Genomic DNA, 21,669 nt, shown 5'->3' on the forward strand with positions numbered 1-21,669 from the left:
GAGGGGGTAGTGGCGAAAGCTGTGCGAGTTCGAGTCTCGCCGTCGGCACCAAGAAGCAGTATCAGGTAGCACACAGAAGTACATCAGGCCCGCGATTCTCTATAGAGACGCGGGTTTTTTGTTGCCTTTCTAAAAGGTACCAAAGACGATCTGTCTTTGGGGGCCAAAAGCACCAAGCTCATATTAAAGCTCGGCCGGACATTTCTGGCGGCCACTTCATGTTCATCTAAGCCATTCATACTGCGGTTCTTTACGCGTAGGCGTTACTTTCCCATCTTAAGCCCAGCGTCGACGCGCCCAATAGCGTCTCGTTTCAAACGTAAGTACGCCGTTGAGAGCTCAGCACGCGGCATTTGCTCGAAATCGGTAAGCGGCGCTCAGATTTGCTCAGTTTCAACTGGCGGGAAGTTGCTATGCTCAGTTTCCCGTCAGGTCGTTGTGCGCGCACCCCGTTCCTAGCCATTCGACACCAGCATGAGTCGAGCGACAGGAAAAAACGTGCCTCCAATTCATCATTACCCAATTTTGTGTATGCAGGCGCCACTTCATGGCGTGCATCAAGCTCTGAACGCGCTTTACCGCTGTGACCCTTCGTTTCCTTCAGTAGCTGACTCTAACAAAGCTCTCATGAATCATATTTATCGCATCGTCTTTAACCGTAGCCAAGGAATTTTGCAGGCCGTCAGTGAAAACGCCCGTGGGCAAGGCAAGGGCAGTCGTCGATTGACGCCTGCCGCTAATCTCCGCAGCCCGAGTGTGTTATTGAAGGCCGCCACGCTTGTTATGGCTCTGGCGGGCATCTGCAGTGCGCAACTCGCCTGGGCGCAAACCGTCACGGGGGGCGGGGACGTGATACCCGCTATCCTGGTGCCGCTGCCGTCGTGGACGGTTAGCGGCACCAACCTCTATGTCGGCAAATCTGGCATCGGCACGTTAGACATCTTGGACGGGGGTGACGTTTTCAGTGACTCTACCTATCTCGGCTCGGAACTGGGAAGCAATGGTACTGTTACGGTGTCTGGCATTGGCTCGACCTGGACGAACAGTGGGTGGCTCCTTGTCGGCGATGGGGGCACCGGCACGCTGAACATCATGGAAGGCGCATCGGTCACTAGTGACAGAGGCGTTATTGGCGAGATTTTGACGGGTCATGGCAAGGTCAATGTCTCCGGGGATGGGTCCGCCTGGCACAATGCTGCCGAACTCAATATTGGCGTCTTCGGTACGGGCACATTGACCATTCAAGATGGCGCTATCGTCTCCAATACCGTCGGTATTGTGGGTGCTAGTTCCGACGGCCATGGCACGGTCGATGTGTCCGGCACGGACTCCACGTGGAATAATGCGAATATCCTCATTGTTGGTGTATTCGGGACCGCCACCGGCACGCTGTCCATCGCGGACGCGGGCAGGGTAGTCGTTGGCAGCGGCGCTGGCATCACTGGCTTGGCTCTCGATGCCGGTTCAACTGGCACGATTAATATTGGCGCGGCCTCGGTCCTTCCTGGTGACGCCACAGGGGCCGGCACGCTCGAGACAGCAAGCATCGAGTTTGCCGCCGGCACGGCTTCGCTGAATTTCAACCATACCGATAGCAACTACGTATTCGCCACGCCGCTGCACAGTTCCGGTGGAGGTACGCATCGCCTCAATCACTATGCTGGAGCCACACGGCTCACGGGCGACAGTGCGGCCTTCCGCGGCGCGACCTCGGTAGCAGGCGGCACGCTCATTGTCGCGAACACGCTTGGTGGCACCGCCGCCGTGAGCGCAGGCCGTTTTCAGGTGGACGGCACCTTCGACGGTTCTGTCGCCGTGGAAAAAACCGGCACCTTGGCCGGGGCTGGTAACGTCGTCGGCAATACGAGCTTCCTGGGTGGCGGCACGCTGGAGGGTACGCAAGGCCAGACGCTGAAGGTGGGCGGCAGCTTCGTGCTGGACAGCGCGAGTCAGATCAATGTCGCCTTGGGTGGTGCACCGAGCAGTGCGCTGTTCGATGTGACGGGAGACCTTGTACTCGACGGCACGCTTAATGTGAGCAATCAGGGCGGCTTTGGCGCAGGCGTATATCGATTATTCGACTATCGGGGCACGTTGACCGACAAGGGCTTGCTGATCGGTTCAGTGCCTGCGGGTTCAATGGCCGAAGTTCAGACTTCGGTCGGCGGCCAGGTCAACCTGGCTTCGACAATGGGTGGGGAAATTCGCTTCTGGGATGGCGGCAACGCCGCGCGCCATTTCAATGGCGTGATCGATGGCGGGGCAGGCGTGTGGAAAGCCGACGGCAACAACTGGGCCGGTGCCGATGGCAAGCTCAATGGTTCGTTCCAGCCAACCCCCACCTTCGCCGTGTTTCAGGGCACGGCCGGAACCGTGACGGTTGACTCGACGGCGGGCGCAATCGGCGTCACTGGTCTGCAATTCGCAACCGACGGCTACAAGATCGACGGTGACGCGATTGCCCTGCAAGGCGCGGGCGGCGAGAGCATCATCCGGGTCGGCGATAGCACGGCGAGCGGCGCTACGATGACGGGCACGATTGCCGCCAAGCTCACTGGCGCGAGCAAGTTGGTGAAGTCGGACCACGGTACGCTGGTTCTGACGGGCGACAACACGTACAACAGCGGCACGGAGATACGTGGAGGCGTGTTGTCAATCTCCCGCGACGCCAATCTGGGCACGGCCGCAACTGGCGTTAATCTCAATGGCGGCATATTCGCCACCACGGCCAGCTTCAACACGGGCCGGGTGATCACGCTCATGCAGACGGGCATTGTCGATGTTGCCACGAGTACGCAATTGGGCCTGAGCGGTGCCATCGCAGGTAGCGCTGACCTGGTCAAGGCGGGCGCGGGTCAATTGCAAATCACGGGCGACAGCGGCGCGTTCACCGGTCATACACGAGTGCAAGCCGGTACGCTGGCGGTGGGTGTAGGTGGCGTGGGTCAACTGGGCGGCACGCTGACCGTGGCCGATGGCGCCACGCTGCTCGGCACGGGCCGGGTGGGTGCGACCACGTTGCAACGCGGCGCCACCATTGCCCCGGGTAATTCCATAGGCACCTTGACCGTGGCGGGTGACCTTACCTTCTTGCCCGGCTCAGTTTACCGTGTCGAGGTCGATCCGAATTCAGCCGTCAGCGACCGCATCGCGGTCACGGGTACGGCAACGCTGGCGGGCTCGGTGATCCACGTTGGTCCTGAGGGCGGCTTTGCCAGCAAACGCCAATACACCATTTTGACGGCCAATGCGGTGCAAGGGCAGTTTGGTTCGATCAGTTCGAACTACGCCTATTTGGATCCAATACTGAATTACGGCGTGCAGGACGTCACGCTACAACTCGCACGCAAGGGCTCCTTTGCTGACGCAGCACAAACCGCCAACCAGCGCGCCGCAGCCAACGGCCTGGACAGCCTGGCTGACAGCAGCCCGTTGCACGAGTTCATTCTGACCCTGCCGCAAGGCGCCCCTCCAGCCGTCTTCGACAATCTCTCGGGCGAAGTCCACGCAAGCGTGGCGTCCAGCTTGATAGGGGCTGGCGCCACGGTGCGCACGCTGCCGCTGGCGCACTTGCGCACCAACCTGGGCGCAGGCATGCAGCCCGGGGCACTGCTCGCGCAAGCGGGCAGTGCGCTGCCGGCCTCGGTGTTGCCCAGCTCCAACGCACGGCCCGCCTGGGCCGAGTTGGTGGGCAACTGGCAGACGCTTGATGGTAACGGCAACGCGGCACAAGCCAAGCAACACACCGGGGGCCTCTTCGTGGGGGCCGACCACGCCGTGGGTGGCGGCTGGCGTGTGGGTGCGGCGTTGGGTTACACCGATGGCAAGATCCGCGTCGATGAGCGCAACTCCAAGGCCGATGTGTCCAGCTACAGCGCGGCCTTATACGGCGGCAAGTCATTCGACGTCGGCGCAGGCAAACTGAACGTGCTGGCAGGCACCTCCTATACCTGGCACAACATCGATAGTGAGCGCTATGCCAACGTGGCCGGCGCCTCGCAAAAGCTCACGGCGGATTATGGCGCAAACACGACGCAGATCTTTACTGAACTGGGCTATGCAATGGCATTATCGGATCGCGCCAGCATTGAGCCCTTTGTCGGGCTGGCCTGGAACAACATGCGCACCCGCGGCTTTTCTGAATCAGGTGGTTCGGCGGCGCTCAGCGGTCAGCACAGCAGCGACGAGCAAACCAGCTCCACGCTGGGCGTGCGGGCGCAGACCGGCTTCTCGCTGGGGCAGAGCGCAGGCAAACTACGCGCCACACTGGGTTGGCGCCATGCGTTTGGCGAGGTGATGCCGCAATCGACAATGGCGTTTGATGGTGGCCAAGCCTTCACTGTGGCCGGCGCCTCCATTGCACGCAACGCGGCATTGGTTGAGCTGGGTGCAGACTTGGCTATCTCGCGCAACGCGACCGTAGGCTTGAATTACAGCGGCCAATATGGCGGGGGTAATCGCGAACATGGGGGTTCGTTCAATGTGCGTTGGCGCTATTGAGACCAACCCGAAAAACCAAGCCTTGCGCGCTTTTCATGGGGCTTCAGTTGATCGCTATTTTTGCCTTTTCTGCGATGACTTTCAGACGTTTTCCGTCCTCTTTCATGCGCTTGTCTTGTTCAGCGGGGGTGCCATATTCCGGCTCGAAGCCATTCGCCACAAATTGCTCTTGTAGCGTTTTGTCCTTCATGGTTTGAGCAATGGCCGATACCAGCTTGCCTTGTACCGCTGAAGGTAGGCCGGCCGGTGCGACAATAGCGAACCATGTGCTGAACTGGACTTCGGGATAACCGCTTTCTGTCGCGGTGGGAACTTGCGGCAGCATTTGCGATCGGTTTGCACTGGACACGGCAATAACCTTGATTTTGCCAGCCTTCAACTGCGGGGCGGCTGCAACGACAGTGTCCACGCTTAGCGGTACCTGGCCGCCAATCAGGTCTGTCATGGCCGGAGCACTGCCCTTGTAGGGTACGTGAAGAGCATCGGCTTTCAGCGCGGCGTTAAACATTTCCCCAACGAAATTCGATGTGCTTCCGCCGCCGAACGAGGCGTAGGCGACGTCGCTTCTTCCTTTCAGCTCGGCTTCGAGCTCTTTGAGCGTGTTGGCTTTGATCAGGTTGAGGTTGGCAAGCAGCGCCAAAGGCGTAGCCGCGAGAATGCCTAGCGGCTCGAAAGCTTTTTCGGGGTCGTAGGGAAGCTTTTTATAAAGTATTGGATTCACGGAATAAGTGGATGCTCCACTGAATAGAAGGGTGTAGCCGTCTGCGGGCGACTTGGCCACAGCATCGGCCCCTACGACTGTCCCCGCACCGGGCTTATTCTCGATAATAATGGTTTGTTTCAGCGTTTCGCTTAGCGATTTCGAGAATAAGCGGGCAAGCACATCGGTTGAACCGCCAGGAGGAAAGGGGACCACCATTCGGATCGGCCTTTCGGGGTATTGTTGCGCATGCACTGAAGCTATTGGCGTCAACAGTGTGGAAGCGGCAACGAGCCAGCCTAGGGTATTGAATCGGGGCATTGTAAGCATTCTCCGGAAGTCATCAAAAAATGATGTTGCATTTTTAATTGTCGTATTGCTCAGGCTTCAGGATACTTAGGTATTCCCGAACGGAGAATCCTGATGCTGCTCGGGGATCGCAACTTAACACCTGTTACTTGCAGTTATCGACCCTTTTGATTGCATTTTTATTGCCGTTGCGCTTGGGGTTTTCCCTTGAAGAAAGATGGGCTGATTTCGCCGTTTGGTCTCGAAGCGTAAGCATTGATAGGGTTTCATGCTCGGGGATAGGGGTAACCTCGCAGGAATTGCCCGCTTGAATGCCGCTTTCTAAAAAAAGCAACGCAAAAACGCTTATAGTGACACCAGCAAAAACCAGCCACAATCGTTGTTGCCCTCCGGCAGCAGCTGGCCACAGAGACAATGAAACTAAGCACCCTGCATGCCTCGTCGGTTATTTATTTCTTGGAAGTTGCCAAGCTTGGTTCGATCTCCGCTGCTTCTGAAACGCTGCACGTTGCCGTGTCGGCTATCAGCAGGCAAATAAGCCGTCTGGAATCTGATCTGGGGACCGATTTGTTTCTCCGCAATACCCGTGGAATGGCGTTGACGGAGGCGGGGCAGGTTGTTCAGCAATATGCACGACGCTTATTGCTGGATACGGAAACGTTGCAGGCTGAGTTGCTAGGTCTGCAGGGGCTCAAGCACAGCACCGTTCGTATCGTGTGTACGGACGGTTTCGCCCAAGACTATTTGCCTTCTGTCATCGTTGCCTTTCGCAAGCTCTATCCAGGCGTGATGTTCTCGCTGGATGTATGCGCGCCTGCACTTGCCACCAAGATGGTGCGGGAAGGTATTGCCGATGTTGCATTGACATTTACGATCGCCGCGCAGGAAGGAATCTATGTAGAGTATGCGGAGGCGGCTCCCATCTACGCGCACGTTGATAGACGTCATCCCTTGACGCTGCTCGGGCAGGTATCCTTGCGCGATATCGTGGCCCATCCTGTTGTGCTGCCCACAGGGCCGAACATAGTCCGCCAGTTATTCGACCTGGTCTGCGGCCTGGGAAATCTGCAGCCGACTGTCTTATTGACCAGTAACTCCCTTGCAGGGTTGACCGGGTTTCTTCGTTACGGCAGTGCCGTCAATTTTTGCGGGTCGTTGTCGGTGCGCAATAGTTTGCGGGCCAATCAACAGGTCTTGATCCCAATCACCGATCCGGAAATGAACCAGCGGGTCTTGCAAGTGCAGACCATGGCCGGGCGGCAGTTGTCGCCAGCCGTGCGTGCTTTTATTGATGTGTTGATTGACGATATTAAAAAGCGTCGCCGCGGCGTGCTAAAGTCGCCCGGAACACGTGCCTCATCAAGTATTCGGGTATAGCTGGCATTGCCAAAGGCGGTACGGCTAACTTGTCGGAAGTTCCTCGGCGGTATTCGACGTTTCTCCGAATGATCGCGAATTGGCATCAGTGCGAAACAAGATGGGCTCGCCCGTGTTGGGGTCTGCGGCCTTGTGGCGGGCATGCACCACGACGCGCTGTACTTTATCGTGGAAGGGCGATTTGTCGCATACCGGGTCGGCATTGGCCGCGTCACCCGTCAGCGCCAGGGCTTGGCACCGGCAGCCGCCAAAATCTTGCTCTTTTTCAGGACAGCTTCGACAAGGTTCCTTCATCCAGTCGTTGCCGCGATACTTATTGAAGGCCTCGCTGTCGTACCAGATTTCGTGAAGGCTGTGCTGCGTTACATTGGGAAAGACAATACCCGGCAAGGTTTTTGCCGCATGGCATGGTAGTGCCGAGCCGTCGGGCGCAATGCCCAGAAACACCGAGCCCCAGCCATTCATACAGGCTTTGGGCCGTGTTTCGAAATAGTCAGGCACGACAAATAGAATGCGCATTTTGTTGCCGAGTTTGGATCGGTATTCATGGACGACAGCCTCTGCTCGTGTCACTTGTTCGCGGGTGGGCAGCAGTTGCGCACGATTTGCCAGGCCCCAGCCGTAATATTGGGTGTTGGCTAACTCCAGGTATTCAACGCCCATGTCGTCGGCCATCTGGATGATTTGGCCGACATGGTCCAGATTATGGCGATGCAGTACGACATTCAAGACCATGGGGTAGTCATACTGTTTGATCAGCTTGGCGACACGCATTTTCAAATCGAAAGTCTTGGTGCTGGACAGGAAATCGTTCATCTCTTTGGTAGAGTCCTGGAACGATAGCTGGATGTGGTCCAGCCCTGCCTTTTTCATGAGGGCGATGCGCGGCTCGGTAAGGCCGATGCCGGAGGTGATCAGATTGGTGTAGTAACCAAGCCGGCTTCCTTCTTCCACGAGTGCTTCGAGATCATTGCGCTGCAAGGGTTCGCCGCCGGAAAACCCCAACTGTGCTGCACCGAGCTTGCGCGCTTGCTGCATGACGTCGATCCATTGCGCCGTGGTGAGCTCATGGGGGTTCTGCGCATAGTTCAGTGGGTTGTAGCAGAACACGCAGTGCAAAGGACATTTATAGGTCAGCTCGGCCAGCAGCCAAAGTGGCGGAGTGACAGGCCGGGGCTCGGAATTGGCATTCATGTTGGCAACCTTTTAGCGTATCCACCCACGCTCTTGGGCGGTCCGCATGAAGTCTTCGACGTCAGACTGCAAGCCCGTCGTGGAAAACGTGGTTTCCAGATCGTTGACGATGGCGGCGATATCGCGCTGGCCATCGCAACGCTTCAGGATTTCGGCGGCGCTGGTATTGAGTTTAACCATTCCTTCAGGATATAGAAGTACATAGTTATCTTGTGCTTCTTCCCATTGGAGGCGGAACAGTTTGGACAGCGCGGGTTTTTCGGGAAGTTCGCTCATGGTTCGGTAGCCGGTCAGGGGTTGGCTTTCTCGATGGCGTCCAGCATGGACCACAGGACATCGAGCTTGAACTGCAGGATCTCGAGTGCGCGATCTTGCTGCTCGCGGCTTGTGAAATGGTCCAGCGTTACCTGCAGCCCGTGCTCGACATCGCGTTCCGCAAGTGAAATACGACTACGGAAATACTGCAAACCATCGGCGTTTATCCAGGGGTAGTGTTGTGGCCAATTGGCCAGGCGGTCTTTGTGGATTTTCGGCGCGAACATTTCCGTGAGTGACGAACAGACGGCTTCTTGCCAAGGCGATTGGCGCGCGAAATTTACATAGGCGTCCACAGCAAAGCGTACGCCCGGCGCCAGATGCTTCAACGACCATAGATCTGCGGAGGCGATACCAACAGCTTCGCCCAGGCGTGCCCACGCTTCGATGCCGCCGGCATTGCCGTCGTGGCCGTCGTGGTCCAAGATGCGTTCCACCCATTTTCGACGCGTCTCGCGGTCGGAGCAGTTGGCGATGATGGCCGCGTCTTTACGGGGAATGCTGATCTGATAATAGAAGCGATTGGCCACCCAGGTGCGAATTTGATCGGGCCGCAGTTCGCCATTGTTCATCTTGACATTGAACGGATGATTGATGTGATAACCCGCACCTTTGGCGCGTAGTTGCGCCTCGAATTCTGTGCGGTTCCAGGCGGGGCTTGGTGCTGTATGCAAGGGTGTCGGGGCGTTCACAGGTTGATCTCCATGCCATCGAATGCGATTTCGATATCGTGACGCGCCAGCATGGCTGCCTCGTCCGAGTTTTCGTTGAGTATTGGATTGCTGTTATTGATATGGATAAGAATCTTGCGCGGCGATTCCAGCGCATCGAGTATTTCTATCATGCCACCGGGACCGGATTGCGGCAGATGCCCCATGTCGGCGGACGTTTTCTTCGACAGACCCAGGCGTATCATTTCGTCGTCGGTCCAAAGCGTGCCATCTACCAACACACAGTCTGCTTCACGCATTGCGTTCATGATGTGAGGTTCGATTTCGCCCAGGCCGGGGGCATAGAAAAGCTTCTTGCCGTTCACCGTATTTTCGATGAGCAGCCCCACGTTATCGCCAGGCCCGGGTGCGTTTCGTCGAGGCGAATAGGGTGGCGCCTTGCTTTTGAGCGGCAGGGCGGTGAAGCTGATATTGGTTACGCCCGGTACCTGGACTGTGTGTGCGTTGTTAGTGTCGACCAATAGCTCTTGCCTGTCGACGCCGCAATAGTGTGACAGCACCTTGGTCAGCGGCAGCCCGGTGGAAAGGTCTTCCCACACGGACGCGGTACAGTACAAAGGGATGGGTTTTCCTTCTCGCAGCATGAGCAAGCCGGTGACGTGATCGATTTGCGCGTCCATAAGCATTACGGCGACTATTGCCGTATCGCGCAACTTACGCCCCGGTTGCAGCGCGGGTGTCGCCTTGATCTGCGCCAGTATGTCTGGCGAAGCGTTGATGAGCACCCAGTCTGTGCCGTTGTCGGAGACGGCAATGGATGACTGGGTACGGGCTTTGGCCTGAATGGTGCCTTTGCGTATGCCGTCGCAATTCGGGCAATTGCAATTCCACTGGGGGAAACCGCCGCCGGCAGCCGAACCGAGAACAATGACTTTCATGAGGCATCCGACAAAAAAGCGCGGCGCTGGTTTTTACGAGCGCCGCGCTGTTTGCGATAGATACTAATATCGTATCAACGATTGGCAATGTACATGGTGATTTCAAAGCCAAAACGCAGGTCGGAAAATTCTGGTTTACTCCATTTCATGGTATCTCCTTGCAAAAGTTTGTGTAACTTTTCTAAAGACCACGACTGCGTGAACTATTGCTACCCTGCCGTAATCGCTGCAGTCAATTTGATAATATCACGCAGCTTTCCGTTGTCAAGCGGCCATGAAGGGCAAAAAGGATTATCGTAAAAAAAGCGCTTTTAGCAACAGAATGCCGAAAGTTAATCGCCGTAGCAGTTTGTTGCGCAAACGGATCACGTGTGCCAAAGCTGAAACAAGTCTGAACGACATAAGAAGAGGAAGGGGTCATGATGGTTCCATTTTCCGAAGGCATGCTTGATGTCGGAGACGATCATCTCCTGTATTACGCCGAGTTTGGCGATCCCAACGCCCCGGCAGTGGTGGTCTTGCATGGCGGCCCGGGGAGCTCGTGCAATAGCGCAATGTTGGAATGGTTCGACCTGTCCAGACATAGGGTGATTCTGTTTGATCAGCGCGGCTCTGGCCGCAGCACGCCAAAAGGTGGCCTCGCATGCAACACCACGCAGGATCTTGTTCAAGATATCGAGCGGTTGCGGCGGCATCTGGATATCTCGAACTGGCTGGTGGTGGGCGGGTCATGGGGGGCCATGCTGGGGATTATCTATGCTGGCACGTATCCTGCTTCAGTGCGTGGCATGGTCTTGCGGGGGGTGTTCTTGCCGGGTGATGATCAACTGAACTGGTTTTTCCAGGATTTGAAGGCTTTGGTCCCTATGGCGTGGAACGATCTGACCGCGGGCATGAGTGTGAGTGAAAGCATGGCGGTTCTGCCAACATTGGCTGATCGCTTGCTTGGTGGGACACCTGACATCGCAGCAGACACCGCGGCGCGTTGGGGGCGCTACGAGGATGCGATCATGACAGCCATGCAGGGCAAGCAATCAAATCCGCCAGCGCAGCGGCAAACGGGACAATTGGAGAAATACCGGGTGCAGTCTCATTACCTTTCACAGGCTTGTTTCGTTACCGAGAAAGACATTTTTCTTGCCCTGCGTCGCATCGCTATTACTCCCGTTTTTGTGCACGGTACGCATGACTGGATTTGTCCGCCAGGCAATGTGGTTCGTCTGATGGGCGCCATGCCGAAAACTAATGTCAGATGGGTCCCGAAGGGCACCCATACTGCCACAGACCCGCTGATACGCGATGCGTTACGTCAGGCTGTCAAAGACCAGGAACGCGCAGGGTAGTTTAGGCAAGAACTATAAAAAAAACATTAAGGCAACAAAGGGGGATTGGATGGTTCAACAGTACACCCGCACGGCAATACTATTGCATTGGGTTATCGCGGTTTTATTGATTTGCCAGTTCGCGTTCGGATGGTATCTCGACGGAATCCCGCGCGGCGTGCCCGAACGCAGCTATTTCGTTAATCTGCATAAAAGCACCGGCATCCTGATTGGGTTACTGATCCTCGTTCGCCTGGGTTGGCGGCTTACACACAAGCCTCCGCCACTACCCGACTCCATTTCGCATTTCCAGCAGCGTATCGCTTCGGCTACCCATATCCTGCTCTATGTTCTTATGATCGTGATGCCCTTGTCGGGTTATGTCGCATCCAACTTCAGCAAATGGGGCGTCAAGTTTTTTAACGTGATCACGTTGCCTCCCTGGGGATTTGAAGACGAATTCATTTATGCCGTTTTCAATCAGACCCATAAAGTGACTTCCTGGCTGCTGCTTGGTCTGGTTATTTTGCATGTGCTTGCGGGGCTTAAGCATTTGTTTATTGATCGCGATCGGATTTTTTCGCGAATATTGCCGCGTTGTTTTCCGGAACGGTAATAGCGCATTTCTAAAAATAGATTGGAGACAAACTGATGAGACGTCCACACTTGCAGCATCTTGCCGCGTTAGGATTAATGTCGTTTTCAGCGCTGGTGCTCGCCGAGCCGTTTGCCTACGTTCCCAACGAAGGCTCAGGCACTATCTCGATTATCGATACAGCAACCGACAAGGTCGTCGGCGATATGCCGGCTGGGAAGAAACCGCGAGGGCTGGCCTTTAGCGGCGACTGGCTATACGTCAGCGACCAGCCCAACAACAGTGTGCAATTGATTGACGTGAAAACTCGCAAGCTAGGGCCGGCTGTCGATTTGGGCGAGTCCCCGGAGGGTGTTTATGCTTCACCCGATGGTCGCTGGATAGCCGCCGCCGTCGAGGAAAATAACGAGGTGGCGATTATCGATACCCAAAGCAACAAGCTGGTAGCCAATATCAAGGTAGAGGGGGATAACCCCGAGCATGCAGTCTTCAGTCCCGACGGTAAAATGATGCTTGTGAGCGCCGAGGATGGGGGCGCCCTGGATATCATCGATTTCACGACACGCAAGCAAGTGGCGCAGTTGAAGATCGGTGATCGCCCACGCGGCATCGGCTTTTTACCAGATGGCAGCCGCGCTTATGTGGCCGCGGAAAACAGCAGTGAAATCTACGTCATCGATATGGCCAGCCATAAGGTGCTGACGCATCTGAAAGGAGGAACACGCGCCAATGGCGTTACAGTGCATCCAGATGGCAAACGCGTTTATATCTCCAATGGCGGCGACGGCACCGTATCGGTAATTGACACGGCAAGCAACAAGATCATTGCGACAGTGCCGGTGGGGCAACGCCCATGGAATATGGCTATTACCCCCGACGGCAAGAAGCTGTATGTGGCGAATGGCCGATCCGATAGTGTATCGGTGATCGATACCGAGAAAAACGCCAAGCTGAAAGACATCACCGTTGGAGTACGTCCGTGGGGAGTGGTCATCAGGTAGTCCACGAACGCTGCCCCTTGCTTGCTGTATGGGCTTCTAGCAGGCCTCGCGCAATGCAACGTTGATGTCTAGCCGCTCGAGCTTTCTGTAGAGCGTGTTGCGGCTTACTTTCAGCTGACGCGCCAGTTTGCTCAGGTTCCAATGTGAAATCCGCAGCTCTTGGATCAATGCTTCACGTTCGGCCAGTTCCAGGGGATTCAGCCGGCTGGACGTTACTGGGCCAGGGGTGGCGGGGTCCGCTCTAGGCTCGGCGAAGAAGTTTGCCGGCAGGCATTCCCGCGTCAGTACATTGCCATCGCGCAATGCCACCATGACGCGCAAAACGTTGCGTAGTTGCCGGATATTTCCTGGCCATCGATGGTGATCCAGTATATCCATCAGTTCGTCGCTTATCGTGACGGTGTCGTCGATTGACTCTTGTTCCAGCACGAACTGGATCAGCGCTTTGCGGTCTGCCCGTTCGCGCAAGGGAGGAAGTGTAAGCGTGACGCCCTGAATACGATAGTACAGGTCTTCGCGAAACTGGTTGTTCGCAATTTTTTCCGGCAGGTCGCAGTGCGTTGCACTGATAAGGCGGATGTTTAGTTTAGTTGGCGCCTTTCCGCCCAGCGGGGCGATTTCTCGTTCCTCGAGTACTCGTAGCAGGCGTGTTTGCAGCGCTAGCGGCATATCGCCGATTTCATCAAGGAACAATGTGCCGCCATTGGCCTGGAAAATCTTGCCGACCTGGCCTTCTTTGTTGGCACCGGTAAAGGCACCGGACTTGTATCCGAACAACTCGCTTTCAATCAATTGCTCCGGGATGGAGGCGCAATTGATGGCTACGTAAGGCTGATCGGCCCGGCTGCTGGACAGGTGTATGGCTTTTGCAAACAGCTCTTTGCCGGTCCCTGTTTCGCCGCAAAGCAAAATGGCGACATCGCGGTCGAAGACGCGCATGGCGGTCTGGATGTTATGTTCCATTTGGGCATCATGGCTGCGTTGCAGGTCATCGAGCGGTAAGCGTCGGTTGGACGCCGGCATGTTGCTGAGTGCCGGCGCGGCCACTTGCGTGGCGAAAACTTGCAATGGAGACTTGTTATCGGCTTGTCCGGAAAGCGCGGTCGCAAAGAAACGGCGGCCATGGCGGGCATCAAACACGATAAACGGAGCAGGCCCATGTTTTTGACTATCGTGCAACAGCGGCTTGAACGATACGTTGAAGAACGCGTCCAGGGGCTGGCCGACAATTTCATTTGATGTGACGCCTAGTTGCGCCAGGGCGTTGCGACTGGCGGCAAGGACGCAGCTGTCGGAGTCGAGCGCGATAATGCCTTTGCTCAGGGTGCCCACGAACTCCGGACGACTGTGAAATGTAAACAGGTGGCGGCCAGAGAATTCGTTGATGAATATCTTGTTTTCGATTTCCTGGACCGTCATGTTGACCAGGTCCAGTACATGGTTTGGAACCCCGTGAGTTTCCCCGGAAGCGTCAAGCACAGCCAGTATTTCGCCGCGCCAGTCGAAAATGGGTGCGGCCGCACAGGTAAGGCCGGTGTTGCGAAACAGGAAATGATCGTCCTGGTGGATCATCATCGGGCGTTGTTCTGCAAGACATGTGCCCATGCCGTTGGTCCCCTGGAAGCGCTCGGACCAGACGGCGCCCGGCATAAGGCCGGACTTTGATGCCGCATGGGTAAAACCGGGATCACCAAAGAAGTTCAGCAGAACCCCTTCGGTATCCGTCAGCATGATGGCGTAATTGGATTTGGCGATTTGCTGGAACAAGACAGTCATTTCGCTTTTGGCTGCCCGCATTACCAGTGCGACCTGCTCTTGCCGTTCTAGTAGTTCCTGGTTTTCTACCACGTAGAGTTCATGAGGGATGGTGGGATCGAGTTGGTATTCGCTGATACAGCGGATCCAGGACTCGGTAATATGAGCCGGTACACGCGAATGGGGGGCCGGCGACGACTGGACTACCTCGCGTACTCGGGCGCCATGACTGTGCACGCTTGCCATTTTTGTCTCCTTACTCTTTGATCGAACCATCCGGAGTTCTATAATATTGCCCCGGTATGGATGATGAGCTTGAAAGCAATACGGTATACGAATTCGCCGTCGAAAGCCACTGCTTAGATTATGATCGGTGTTACATGTGAGCAGTGGTGGCGCTTCGTAATTCTGCTTCTACTCAACGACGTGACCGCTGCTTTGCCGGGCGCCGATATCGACGCTGATTTTCCGGTTTCGGCTGGTCACTGGAACCTTATGTTTATCGCCATTTATGGTATCCAGGATGATCTGTATGGGATTGACCCCGAGCGAGGCGTGCAGGCCTACGTGCGACACGGTCATGCGCGGATTGACCTCGAGCACCACCGGCCCGTTTTCTGTCACGATGAAGTCTATGCCGACATAGCCCCATAAGCCCGGGATGGCAGCCAGTACGCGAAGTGCCAGGCTCTTGAACTCTCCGTTTGCATCGTCGAAGCTATTGACGATGCTGCCCATGTAGTGAAACTGATTATCGGATACGACAACGCGTTGATCATTGCATGCCATGAGCAACACTTCTCCGTTGCGGCACAGCAGCGATAAATTGCATGGCCGCCCAGTTACATAGGGTTGCAATACGTAGTCACCTTCTTGATGCGCTGCAATCCAGTCGATCGCCGCCTTTGCATGCAAGAAAATATGAGTGTCGGAGCATCCCGCTCCGTCGTCGGGTTTGACCACCCACCCATGTGGATCGGGCGGCAAGCAGGCCTGCGTCCTGTACGTGGGAACCACCGGAATACCACTAGCTTGCAGCGCCAGTGAATTATGATATTTGCTTGCGGCCATGCGCACCGCGTCTCCGGTGCTGCCGAGCAGTATCTTGTTACGCTGTATTGTCTTTCTGGAAATAGCTTCCAGCAGTCCGTTCGACTCGGGCGCGAGCGGCCAGACTGCATCGGCTTGTTCGATACAGTCGTCGATGGCGTCAAGAAACGCTTCGGGGCTCAAGCTTGGGAGTATGCGCCGATTTGAAAGTTGCGGCGTTTGTGGGACCGGGTGTTGTAGCGTCAGTACGTCGAGCGCTTCAATGCTTGAAATATCAGCCAGCAGAGAACGCAGCATGATATCGCCGCGAAACGCGGAAGAAGACAAGGCTCTGTTGCCGTTGGACGCCACGGCGCTGAGCGTCACTACGCTGGTATGCTCAAAGATGAAAATTTTCACGATGCAGCCCCAATTTGCGGTCCGATACGACTATTGCCAATAGAACGTTTACTTAGTTTTCTGATTTACATTGTTTCGGATCGCCCCCGGCAATGATTAGGCTGGAGTCGGCCGCCTGGTCTGTTTTGTTGTTCATCGTCGTATAGATGCAATACACCTTGCCCGGTACTGCGCCGCTGGTGACGAAAACATACGCCTTCTCGGCGTACGGGGTCAAGCGTTGTCTCTGGGGATCTTCCGAATAGGGGAAGATAGTGATTTCCTGTCCTGGGACAGCCTGGCTGTTGTAATCAACGAGAACATGCCGGATGCGCACATCGGCCGCAGCGAGCGCAAGCCGGATACGCTTGCGAAAATAGTTGACCGAACCGCCGGTCAGGCGCTTCATCTTTGCAATATCGTTTTCCAGGAAGCCGAGGATGATGGGGTTGCCTGTTGCGCCCTCGATAGGCGGGATGGGAATGGCATGTTGGTCTGACAGGAATTCGGTAGTGACCGACGCCGTTCCGTCTGGACGCTGCTCATCCACCTCTATCGTTGCCTTGTCGTCGAACGCTGGAATGTCGCTTGTTTCCTGATGAAACAGATAGGTGAGTTTTTGCTTCCCCGTAGAGCTGAAGTGCTTGTCCAGGAATAGTGTGCGTTCTGCGATAGTGATATCTTGTGCCGCCGCGGTCGGGATGGTCGGGCCAGTGCCCGCAGCGGCCAGTGCAATCAGTATCACCCCTCTGCAGCTTTTCATTTTCAGGCGCATCATCGGTATCAGCCTCCTTGCCCTGCCTGCGTTGTTGGCAGGCAGAGCGATGGTTTCACTTCAGGAAGCTGTGGTGTTGCTTTGGGGCGGTTCCGGTGTCACGATCGGTACGCTGTATTCCTGAAGAATTGCATCGATCTCCGGCTGGCTCGTATCGATGAGCGTATTGATCTGGTCGCGGAATTCCTGCTCGCCATGACGCACGCCCATTGCGATGCTGAAGCCATATCTGATACCGTCAGCCTTAGGGGGGAAAGGAACGACCTCGATAGGTACGCCATGTGCGTTCTTTGCGAAGTAGCCGGTGATGGGTCCCCATGCAATGGCGATATCTAGCTTGCCGGAGGTCAAGTCGTTTTCGATGATCTGGCCCGGGTACTGATCGCGATCACCAGTTTGCAATTGATACGACACCATTTGCTTGGAGAGTTTGTTCTTTATCAGCCAGTCGGCGGCGGGCGTACCCGTGAATATACCGATCTTGAGCTTGTCGAGCGTTGCCTTATCCAGTTTGTGAATATCTTGCGGGGTACGAATCGAATCCAGTCCTTTGCCTTTTACATAAGCCATGGCATACGTGGACGTGAAGTAGGGTTTGGTCGCTATGCCCATTTCGAAGCCGGGCGATACGCTGGTGACCAGGTCACATTTATACGTGTCGGTATCGGGAATCTTGGCTCGCAAGGTATTGCGAATGAAACCCATGCGCTGTGGTGACCAGGTATGCTCCAGTTTCCAGCCCAGCTTCTTGGCGAACAGGGCCGCTATCTTGTTTTCGAAGCCACGTTCCTGCTCGTCCGACATCGGCAGGTTTTTTGGATCCTGACAAACCCGAAGCACCTTTTCTTGAGTATCGGCTGCCGGTTTTTGCTGTGCATTTGCAGAGCAGGCCGCGAGTATGGCTACCATAGCGCCGGCTGTGCGTAGCGTAATGGTTCGATATGATCTTCCTGAAAACATGGATGACTTCCTTTACATAGCCGGTTTCATACATTCGGATTGCACCGGTGGCGGTTATTCAATTGCCTCAAGTCGTCCGGGCGCGATATCGCCCTGCGAGCGCCCCTTCAAGTACGCATAAAGATTGTCGATATTCTCGACGACGCGAGGTACGCCGCCGAACGGCGGCATGCCTTTTTCGATTCGCCCTTCTTTTATCGTATGTTCGAACTCTGATTTACTTAGTGTTTTAAGGCTTGCTATCAAGGAGGGCCCCACCATGCCTTCTTGCTGTGCGCCGTGACATCGAGCGCAAGACAGTGCACGCCAGGTTTTCCAGCCCTCAAGTGTGTTTGCGTCGACGTGATTCTTGTCAACCACGGTGTACAGTTTTTTGTCTGCGGAAGTCTCGCTTTGCGCAGAGGATGACTCGGTGGCCGGCTTGGCCGCGGCATCGTCATTGCTTGCAATGGCATGAGCGGATACTACGCTGGCAACAACAACCAGCAGGCTTACATTGATCAAGGTGAAACGTGACAACATACCGACATATCCTTAATAAAAGAACTCGCATGGCGGCGTGAGCCGCGACGCCAGTTTCTCCTCATGAACAGATATCGCAGCCGGATCGGAGTAAGGTCCGGCCGCGATGTCGTGCCTACTTGGCTGCAACCTTGGTTTGATTGGTTACGCTATCTGGCAGAGCAAAGACCATCAGCACACCTCCGAGTTCGGTGTAGCGTGCAAGGTCTTTGTAGCCGCCGACCGCGCCCAAGCCGTCAGTGGACTTTTCAAGAGCCGCGGCAAGGCCAATGCCAGCCCAACCGCCAATTCCTGACAACACGCCGATGTACTGCTTACCGTTGCGTTCCCAGGTAGTGACGTTGCCGATCACGCCGGATGGGGTCTTGAATTTCCACAATTCCTTGCCGTCGTTGTCGACCGCCTTGATGAAGCCTTCAAGTGTTCCATAGAAGTTGACATCGCCAGCGGTAGCCAGGGCGCCGCTCCAGACCGAAAATTTCTCGGGCTTGGACCAGACGATCTTGCCGGTACCGGCATCCCAGGCGATGAAGTTGCCCATGCCGCCATGGCTTCCCGGAGTTGGATACATGGATAGTGTTGCGCCAACATAAGGTTGTCCTGCGATGTATTCGACTTGATACGGTTCATAGTCCATGCAGACGTGGTTGGTTGGTACATAGAACAAGCCAGTTTTGGGCGAAAAGGCAGCGGGTTGCTGGTCTTTGGTGCCAAGCGCGGCAGGGCAAATGCCTTTGGTATTGACGTCTTCACCATTTTGCAAGGTACTGTACTTGGCATCGACTTGTGGTCGGCCGGTTTTCATGTCGACATGGGTCGCCCAGTTGACTGTCGGGTCGAATTTCTCGGCCACCAGCAGTTCGCCGGTTACCCGGTCCAGCGTGTAGCCGAAACCGTTGCGATCAAGGTGGACTAGCGCCTTGCGGTCCTGGCCCTTGACTTTGATGTCGGCCAGTATCATTTCATTGACACCGTCGTAATCCCATTCGTCGTGGGGAGTCATTTGATAGACCCATTTGGCCACACCGGTATCCAGATCGCGCGCAATAATGGACATCGACCATTTGTTGTCACCGGGGCGTTGCTTGGGGTTCCAGGTGCCAGGATTAGCCGAGCCGTAATAGACGAGGTTGGTCTCTGGGTCGTAGCTGAACCAGCCCCAGGTCGTGCCGCCGCCGATCTTCCACTGGTCGCCTTCCCAGGTTTTGAGGGAAGAGTCCTTGCCGACAGGTGCCATCTTGCCGTCCGTCCAAGTCATCGTCTTTTCTGGATCAAACAGCATTTCTTCATCGGGGCCGACCGAATAGCCCTTCCAGACTTCTTTACCGGTTTTCAGGTCGTAAGCGGTCAAATGACCACGCACCCCGAATTCGCCGCCGCTGATGCCGGTGATGATTTTATCTTTGAAGATATGAGGAGAGTTGGTATTGGTCTCACCCTTCTTAGGGTCGCCATTGACGATTTTCCAGACCTCCTTGCCCGTTTTGGCATCAAGCGCCACCATCGTGGTGTCGGCCTGCTGCAGGATGATCTTGCCATCGCCATATGCCACTCCGCGATTGACTGTGTCGCAACACATGACTGCGATCACGGAGGGATCTTGTTTAGGTTCGTACTTCCAGATCATGGTTTGATCTTCGAGATTGATGGCATAGACCTTGTTGGGGAAAGGGCTGTGCACATACATCGTGTCGCCGATTACCAGAGGACCGCCTTCGTGCCCGCGCAATACGCCTGTCGAGAATGTCCAGGCTACCTGGAGATCTTTGACGTTTTCGCTAGTGATCTGCTTGAGTTCGCTATAGCGATGATTGGCGATGTTTCCGGCTTGCATGGCCCAGTTGGCTGAGTCTGCCGCAGCTTTGTCGAGCATGGGGTCTGCTTGCGCTGCACCGGTTGCCATAATGACGCCGGCGATGCATAACGCGGTTTTCAGAGTTACCTTAAATGACATGTCTTCCTCCGATGTGGTTATACGGCGAGGCATATAAGAGATGAAATACAGTTCAGCGCTATAGCACCCCGACGACTTGTTGCATGATGGATAAAGCACGTACCGTGCCAATACTGATTGACCATAGTCGTTGGGGCCCGATCGCCTGTCTGGGCAACATGTGTTTCGAGAATGTCCTGTCACCTGAACAACCTGGCTGATCTTGTGTTCCGTTTAGTCAACACATTTTCCCGGCGTTTGGCTCTCTTGTGCTGTTGCAGTAAGCACAGGCGATGTTGGCACGGCGATTGCAATGATCACAGCGTGCGACTTGATACAGGGATGCAATGGAAAAAATAAACCCGTGCGGCGTGCACGAGTCATGGCCTGTTGCGCGATGGTCGGCTCAGGCGTTTACCGGCGTTGCAAAGTGGCTAGGTGCGCCGCTGGTGTGCTGCGCTATCCCGTCCTTGGTATTGGGTGCCGACAAGCCACTGCCTGTACAAGAGGTGGCTGCTGGCGTTTTTGTGCATCAGGGTGTGCACCAGGACGCCATGCCCGGCAATTACGGAGCAATCGCCAACGTGGGGTTTATCGTGGGCGCCAAGTGCGTGGCGGTCATTGACACCGGAGGGAGCTTTGCACAGGGCAAGGCCTTGCGCACAGCAGTAAGCAGGCATACCCCACTGCCGGTTTGTTATGTAATCAACACTCATGTTCATCCGGATCATGTATATGGGAATGCAGCGTTTATCGCCGACAAGCCCGAATTCATCGGCCATCACAATCTTGCCGCGTCGATGCGTTCCCGGGGTGGCTACTATGCAACGTACTTGGAACGCACGATCGGTCCGGATCTGGCGCGGCAAAGTACTCTTGTTCCACCCAGCGTGTCAGTGAAGGGAATACATCAGGTTGAGCTGGGCGAACGCAAGTTAATCATCCAGGCCTGGCCAACTTCCCACACGGACAATGATTTAACGGTTCTGGATGAAACGACGGCCACGTTATGGACGGGCGATCTGGTGTTCCGCGAGCGAATTCCATCGCTTGATGGCAGTCTTTCGGGCTGGCTGTCCACCATGGAAAGCCTTGCCGGCATTCCGGCAAGGCTTGTCGTACCAGGCCATGGTCCTGTCAGCGCTGATTGGCCCGCCATAATGAAGCCGCAGCAGCGGTATCTACAACAACTGCTGGCTGACGTGCGCGCCGCGATAAAGGCCAAGCGGTCCATACAGCAGGCCACGAATGAAATCGGCGCCGCGGATTCGTCACATTGGCAGCTATTCAACGGCTATCATCGACAGAACGTGACAGCGGCATTCACGGAGCTGGAGTGGGAAGATTGACATACAACCACGAGGTGTCAGGAGA

At 55.7% G+C, this 21,669-nt stretch carries 18 protein-coding genes; 6 read left to right on the forward strand and 12 right to left on the reverse strand.

Going from position 1 to position 21,669, the window contains the following annotated elements; genetic code table 11:
• The first annotated feature begins 627 nt into the window (after nt 1–627).
• The gene (locus ABWO67_RS04620) at nt 628–4,500 is read left to right on the forward strand and encodes an autotransporter domain-containing protein (RefSeq protein WP_353148189.1); all 3,873 of its coding nucleotides are present in this window, start codon (nt 628–630) and stop codon (nt 4,498–4,500) included.
• Between the two features lie 43 nt (nt 4,501–4,543).
• Here the strand turns inward: ABWO67_RS04620 and ABWO67_RS04625 are convergent, their stop codons facing one another.
• Complete coding sequence (locus ABWO67_RS04625) at nt 4,544–5,521, reverse strand: Bug family tripartite tricarboxylate transporter substrate binding protein (protein ID WP_353148192.1); 978 nt, start codon at nt 5,519–5,521, stop codon at nt 4,544–4,546.
• 402 nt (nt 5,522–5,923) lie between these two features.
• On the opposite strand from ABWO67_RS04625, the gene ABWO67_RS04630 reads away from it, so the two are divergent.
• On the forward strand, nt 5,924–6,886 hold the full coding sequence (locus ABWO67_RS04630; protein WP_353148194.1) for a LysR family transcriptional regulator: 963 nt from the start codon (nt 5,924–5,926) through the stop codon (nt 6,884–6,886).
• Between the two features lie 24 nt (nt 6,887–6,910).
• Here ABWO67_RS04630 and pqqE read toward each other — a convergent pair whose 3' ends face one another.
• The 5 genes from pqqE to pqqA all read right to left on the reverse strand — a co-directional run bounded on the left by pqqE (nt 6,911) and on the right by pqqA (nt 10,153).
• Complete coding sequence (gene pqqE, locus ABWO67_RS04635) at nt 6,911–8,080, reverse strand: pyrroloquinoline quinone biosynthesis protein PqqE (RefSeq protein ID WP_353148197.1); 1,170 nt, start codon at nt 8,078–8,080, stop codon at nt 6,911–6,913.
• A gap of 12 nt (nt 8,081–8,092) precedes the next feature.
• Entirely contained in the window at nt 8,093–8,356 is a 264-nt protein-coding gene (pqqD, locus tag ABWO67_RS04640; protein ID WP_353148199.1) for a pyrroloquinoline quinone biosynthesis peptide chaperone PqqD, read from the reverse strand.
• 14 nt (nt 8,357–8,370) lie between these two features.
• A complete protein-coding gene (gene pqqC, locus ABWO67_RS04645; protein ID WP_502929964.1) occupies nt 8,371–9,087 on the reverse strand; it encodes a pyrroloquinoline-quinone synthase PqqC in 717 nt (238 codons plus the stop codon).
• Complete coding sequence (gene pqqB, locus ABWO67_RS04650; RefSeq protein ID WP_353148201.1) at nt 9,084–10,004, reverse strand: pyrroloquinoline quinone biosynthesis protein PqqB; 921 nt, start codon at nt 10,002–10,004, stop codon at nt 9,084–9,086. Before pqqB ends, pqqC begins: the two co-directional genes overlap by 4 nt.
• A gap of 74 nt (nt 10,005–10,078) precedes the next feature.
• Nucleotides 10,079–10,153 carry a pyrroloquinoline quinone precursor peptide PqqA gene (gene pqqA / locus ABWO67_RS04655; protein ID WP_102070171.1) on the reverse strand — a complete coding sequence of 25 codons (75 nt, stop codon included), beginning with the start codon at nt 10,151–10,153 and terminating at the stop codon, nt 10,079–10,081.
• A 270-nt stretch (nt 10,154–10,423) separates the two neighbouring features.
• On the opposite strand from pqqA, the gene ABWO67_RS04660 reads away from it, so the two are divergent.
• From ABWO67_RS04660 to ABWO67_RS04670, 3 genes are read left to right on the forward strand one after another with little or no spacing between them, the layout of a single operon-like run.
• On the forward strand, nt 10,424–11,347 hold the full coding sequence (locus ABWO67_RS04660) for an alpha/beta fold hydrolase (protein ID WP_353148204.1): 924 nt from the start codon (nt 10,424–10,426) through the stop codon (nt 11,345–11,347).
• A gap of 49 nt (nt 11,348–11,396) precedes the next feature.
• Nucleotides 11,397–11,942 (forward strand): cytochrome b, encoded by a 546-nt coding sequence (locus ABWO67_RS04665; protein ID WP_353148207.1) that lies wholly within the window; start codon nt 11,397–11,399, stop codon nt 11,940–11,942.
• Between the two features lie 35 nt (nt 11,943–11,977).
• The gene (locus ABWO67_RS04670) at nt 11,978–12,922 is read left to right on the forward strand and encodes a beta-propeller fold lactonase family protein (protein ID WP_353148210.1); all 945 of its coding nucleotides are present in this window, start codon (nt 11,978–11,980) and stop codon (nt 12,920–12,922) included.
• 36 nt (nt 12,923–12,958) lie between these two features.
• On the opposite strand, the gene ABWO67_RS04675 is transcribed toward ABWO67_RS04670, so the two are convergent.
• The 6 genes from ABWO67_RS04675 to thdT form a co-directional block, all read right to left on the reverse strand.
• Entirely contained in the window at nt 12,959–14,923 is a 1,965-nt protein-coding gene (locus ABWO67_RS04675; RefSeq protein WP_353148213.1) for a sigma-54-dependent Fis family transcriptional regulator, read from the reverse strand.
• 168 nt (nt 14,924–15,091) lie between these two features.
• Nucleotides 15,092–16,126, reverse strand: a complete 1,035-nt coding sequence (locus tag ABWO67_RS04680; RefSeq protein WP_353148216.1) for an ATP-grasp domain-containing protein — start codon at nt 16,124–16,126, stop codon at nt 15,092–15,094.
• Nucleotides 16,127–16,178: 52 nt separating this feature from the next.
• On the reverse strand, nt 16,179–16,883 hold the full coding sequence (locus ABWO67_RS04685) for a hypothetical protein (RefSeq protein WP_353148219.1): 705 nt from the start codon (nt 16,881–16,883) through the stop codon (nt 16,179–16,181).
• Between the two features lie 57 nt (nt 16,884–16,940).
• The gene (locus ABWO67_RS04690; protein WP_353148221.1) at nt 16,941–17,840 is read right to left on the reverse strand and encodes a quinoprotein dehydrogenase-associated putative ABC transporter substrate-binding protein; all 900 of its coding nucleotides are present in this window, start codon (nt 17,838–17,840) and stop codon (nt 16,941–16,943) included.
• 54 nt (nt 17,841–17,894) lie between these two features.
• Nucleotides 17,895–18,362 (reverse strand): c-type cytochrome, encoded by a 468-nt coding sequence (locus tag ABWO67_RS04695; RefSeq protein ID WP_353148224.1) that lies wholly within the window; start codon nt 18,360–18,362, stop codon nt 17,895–17,897.
• Between the two features lie 115 nt (nt 18,363–18,477).
• Nucleotides 18,478–20,316, reverse strand: coding sequence for a thiol dehydrotransferase (gene thdT / locus ABWO67_RS04700; protein WP_353148226.1), 1,839 nt, complete (start codon nt 20,314–20,316; stop codon nt 18,478–18,480).
• Between the two features lie 326 nt (nt 20,317–20,642).
• Between thdT and ABWO67_RS04705 the strand changes: the two genes are divergently transcribed.
• A complete protein-coding gene (locus ABWO67_RS04705) occupies nt 20,643–21,644 on the forward strand; it encodes a quinoprotein relay system zinc metallohydrolase 2 (RefSeq protein WP_353148229.1) in 1,002 nt (333 codons plus the stop codon).
• Nucleotides 21,645–21,669 lie beyond the last annotated feature (25 nt).

The organism is Pollutimonas bauzanensis, from assembly GCF_040393045.1.
Taxonomy (GTDB): domain Bacteria; phylum Pseudomonadota; class Gammaproteobacteria; order Burkholderiales; family Burkholderiaceae_B; genus Pollutimonas; species Pollutimonas bauzanensis_A.

Excerpts from the sequence above, each read along its gene's own strand:
- ABWO67_RS04660 (WP_353148204.1), top strand. The coding sequence starts at position 10,424 with ATGATGGTTCCATTTTCCGAAGGCATGCTTGATGTCGGAGACGATCAT.
- thdT (WP_353148226.1), bottom strand. The coding sequence starts at position 20,316 with ATGTCATTTAAGGTAACTCTGAAAACCGCGTTATGCATCGCCGGCGTC.
- ABWO67_RS04630 (WP_353148194.1), top strand. The coding sequence starts at position 5,924 with ATGAAACTAAGCACCCTGCATGCCTCGTCGGTTATTTATTTCTTGGAA.
- ABWO67_RS04670 (WP_353148210.1), top strand. The coding sequence starts at position 11,978 with ATGAGACGTCCACACTTGCAGCATCTTGCCGCGTTAGGATTAATGTCG.
- ABWO67_RS04665 (WP_353148207.1), top strand. The coding sequence starts at position 11,397 with ATGGTTCAACAGTACACCCGCACGGCAATACTATTGCATTGGGTTATC.
- pqqB (WP_353148201.1), bottom strand. The coding sequence starts at position 10,004 with ATGAAAGTCATTGTTCTCGGTTCGGCTGCCGGCGGCGGTTTCCCCCAG.
- ABWO67_RS04685 (WP_353148219.1), bottom strand. The coding sequence starts at position 16,883 with ATGATGCGCCTGAAAATGAAAAGCTGCAGAGGGGTGATACTGATTGCA.
- ABWO67_RS04625 (WP_353148192.1), bottom strand. The coding sequence starts at position 5,521 with ATGCCCCGATTCAATACCCTAGGCTGGCTCGTTGCCGCTTCCACACTG.
- ABWO67_RS04705 (WP_353148229.1), top strand. The coding sequence starts at position 20,643 with ATGGAAAAAATAAACCCGTGCGGCGTGCACGAGTCATGGCCTGTTGCG.
- ABWO67_RS04690 (WP_353148221.1), bottom strand. The coding sequence starts at position 17,840 with ATGTTTTCAGGAAGATCATATCGAACCATTACGCTACGCACAGCCGGC.
- pqqD (WP_353148199.1), bottom strand. The coding sequence starts at position 8,356 with ATGAGCGAACTTCCCGAAAAACCCGCGCTGTCCAAACTGTTCCGCCTC.
- pqqE (WP_353148197.1), bottom strand. The coding sequence starts at position 8,080 with ATGAATGCCAATTCCGAGCCCCGGCCTGTCACTCCGCCACTTTGGCTG.
- ABWO67_RS04675 (WP_353148213.1), bottom strand. The coding sequence starts at position 14,923 with ATGGCAAGCGTGCACAGTCATGGCGCCCGAGTACGCGAGGTAGTCCAG.
- ABWO67_RS04695 (WP_353148224.1), bottom strand. The coding sequence starts at position 18,362 with ATGTTGTCACGTTTCACCTTGATCAATGTAAGCCTGCTGGTTGTTGTT.
- ABWO67_RS04620 (WP_353148189.1), top strand. The coding sequence starts at position 628 with ATGAATCATATTTATCGCATCGTCTTTAACCGTAGCCAAGGAATTTTG.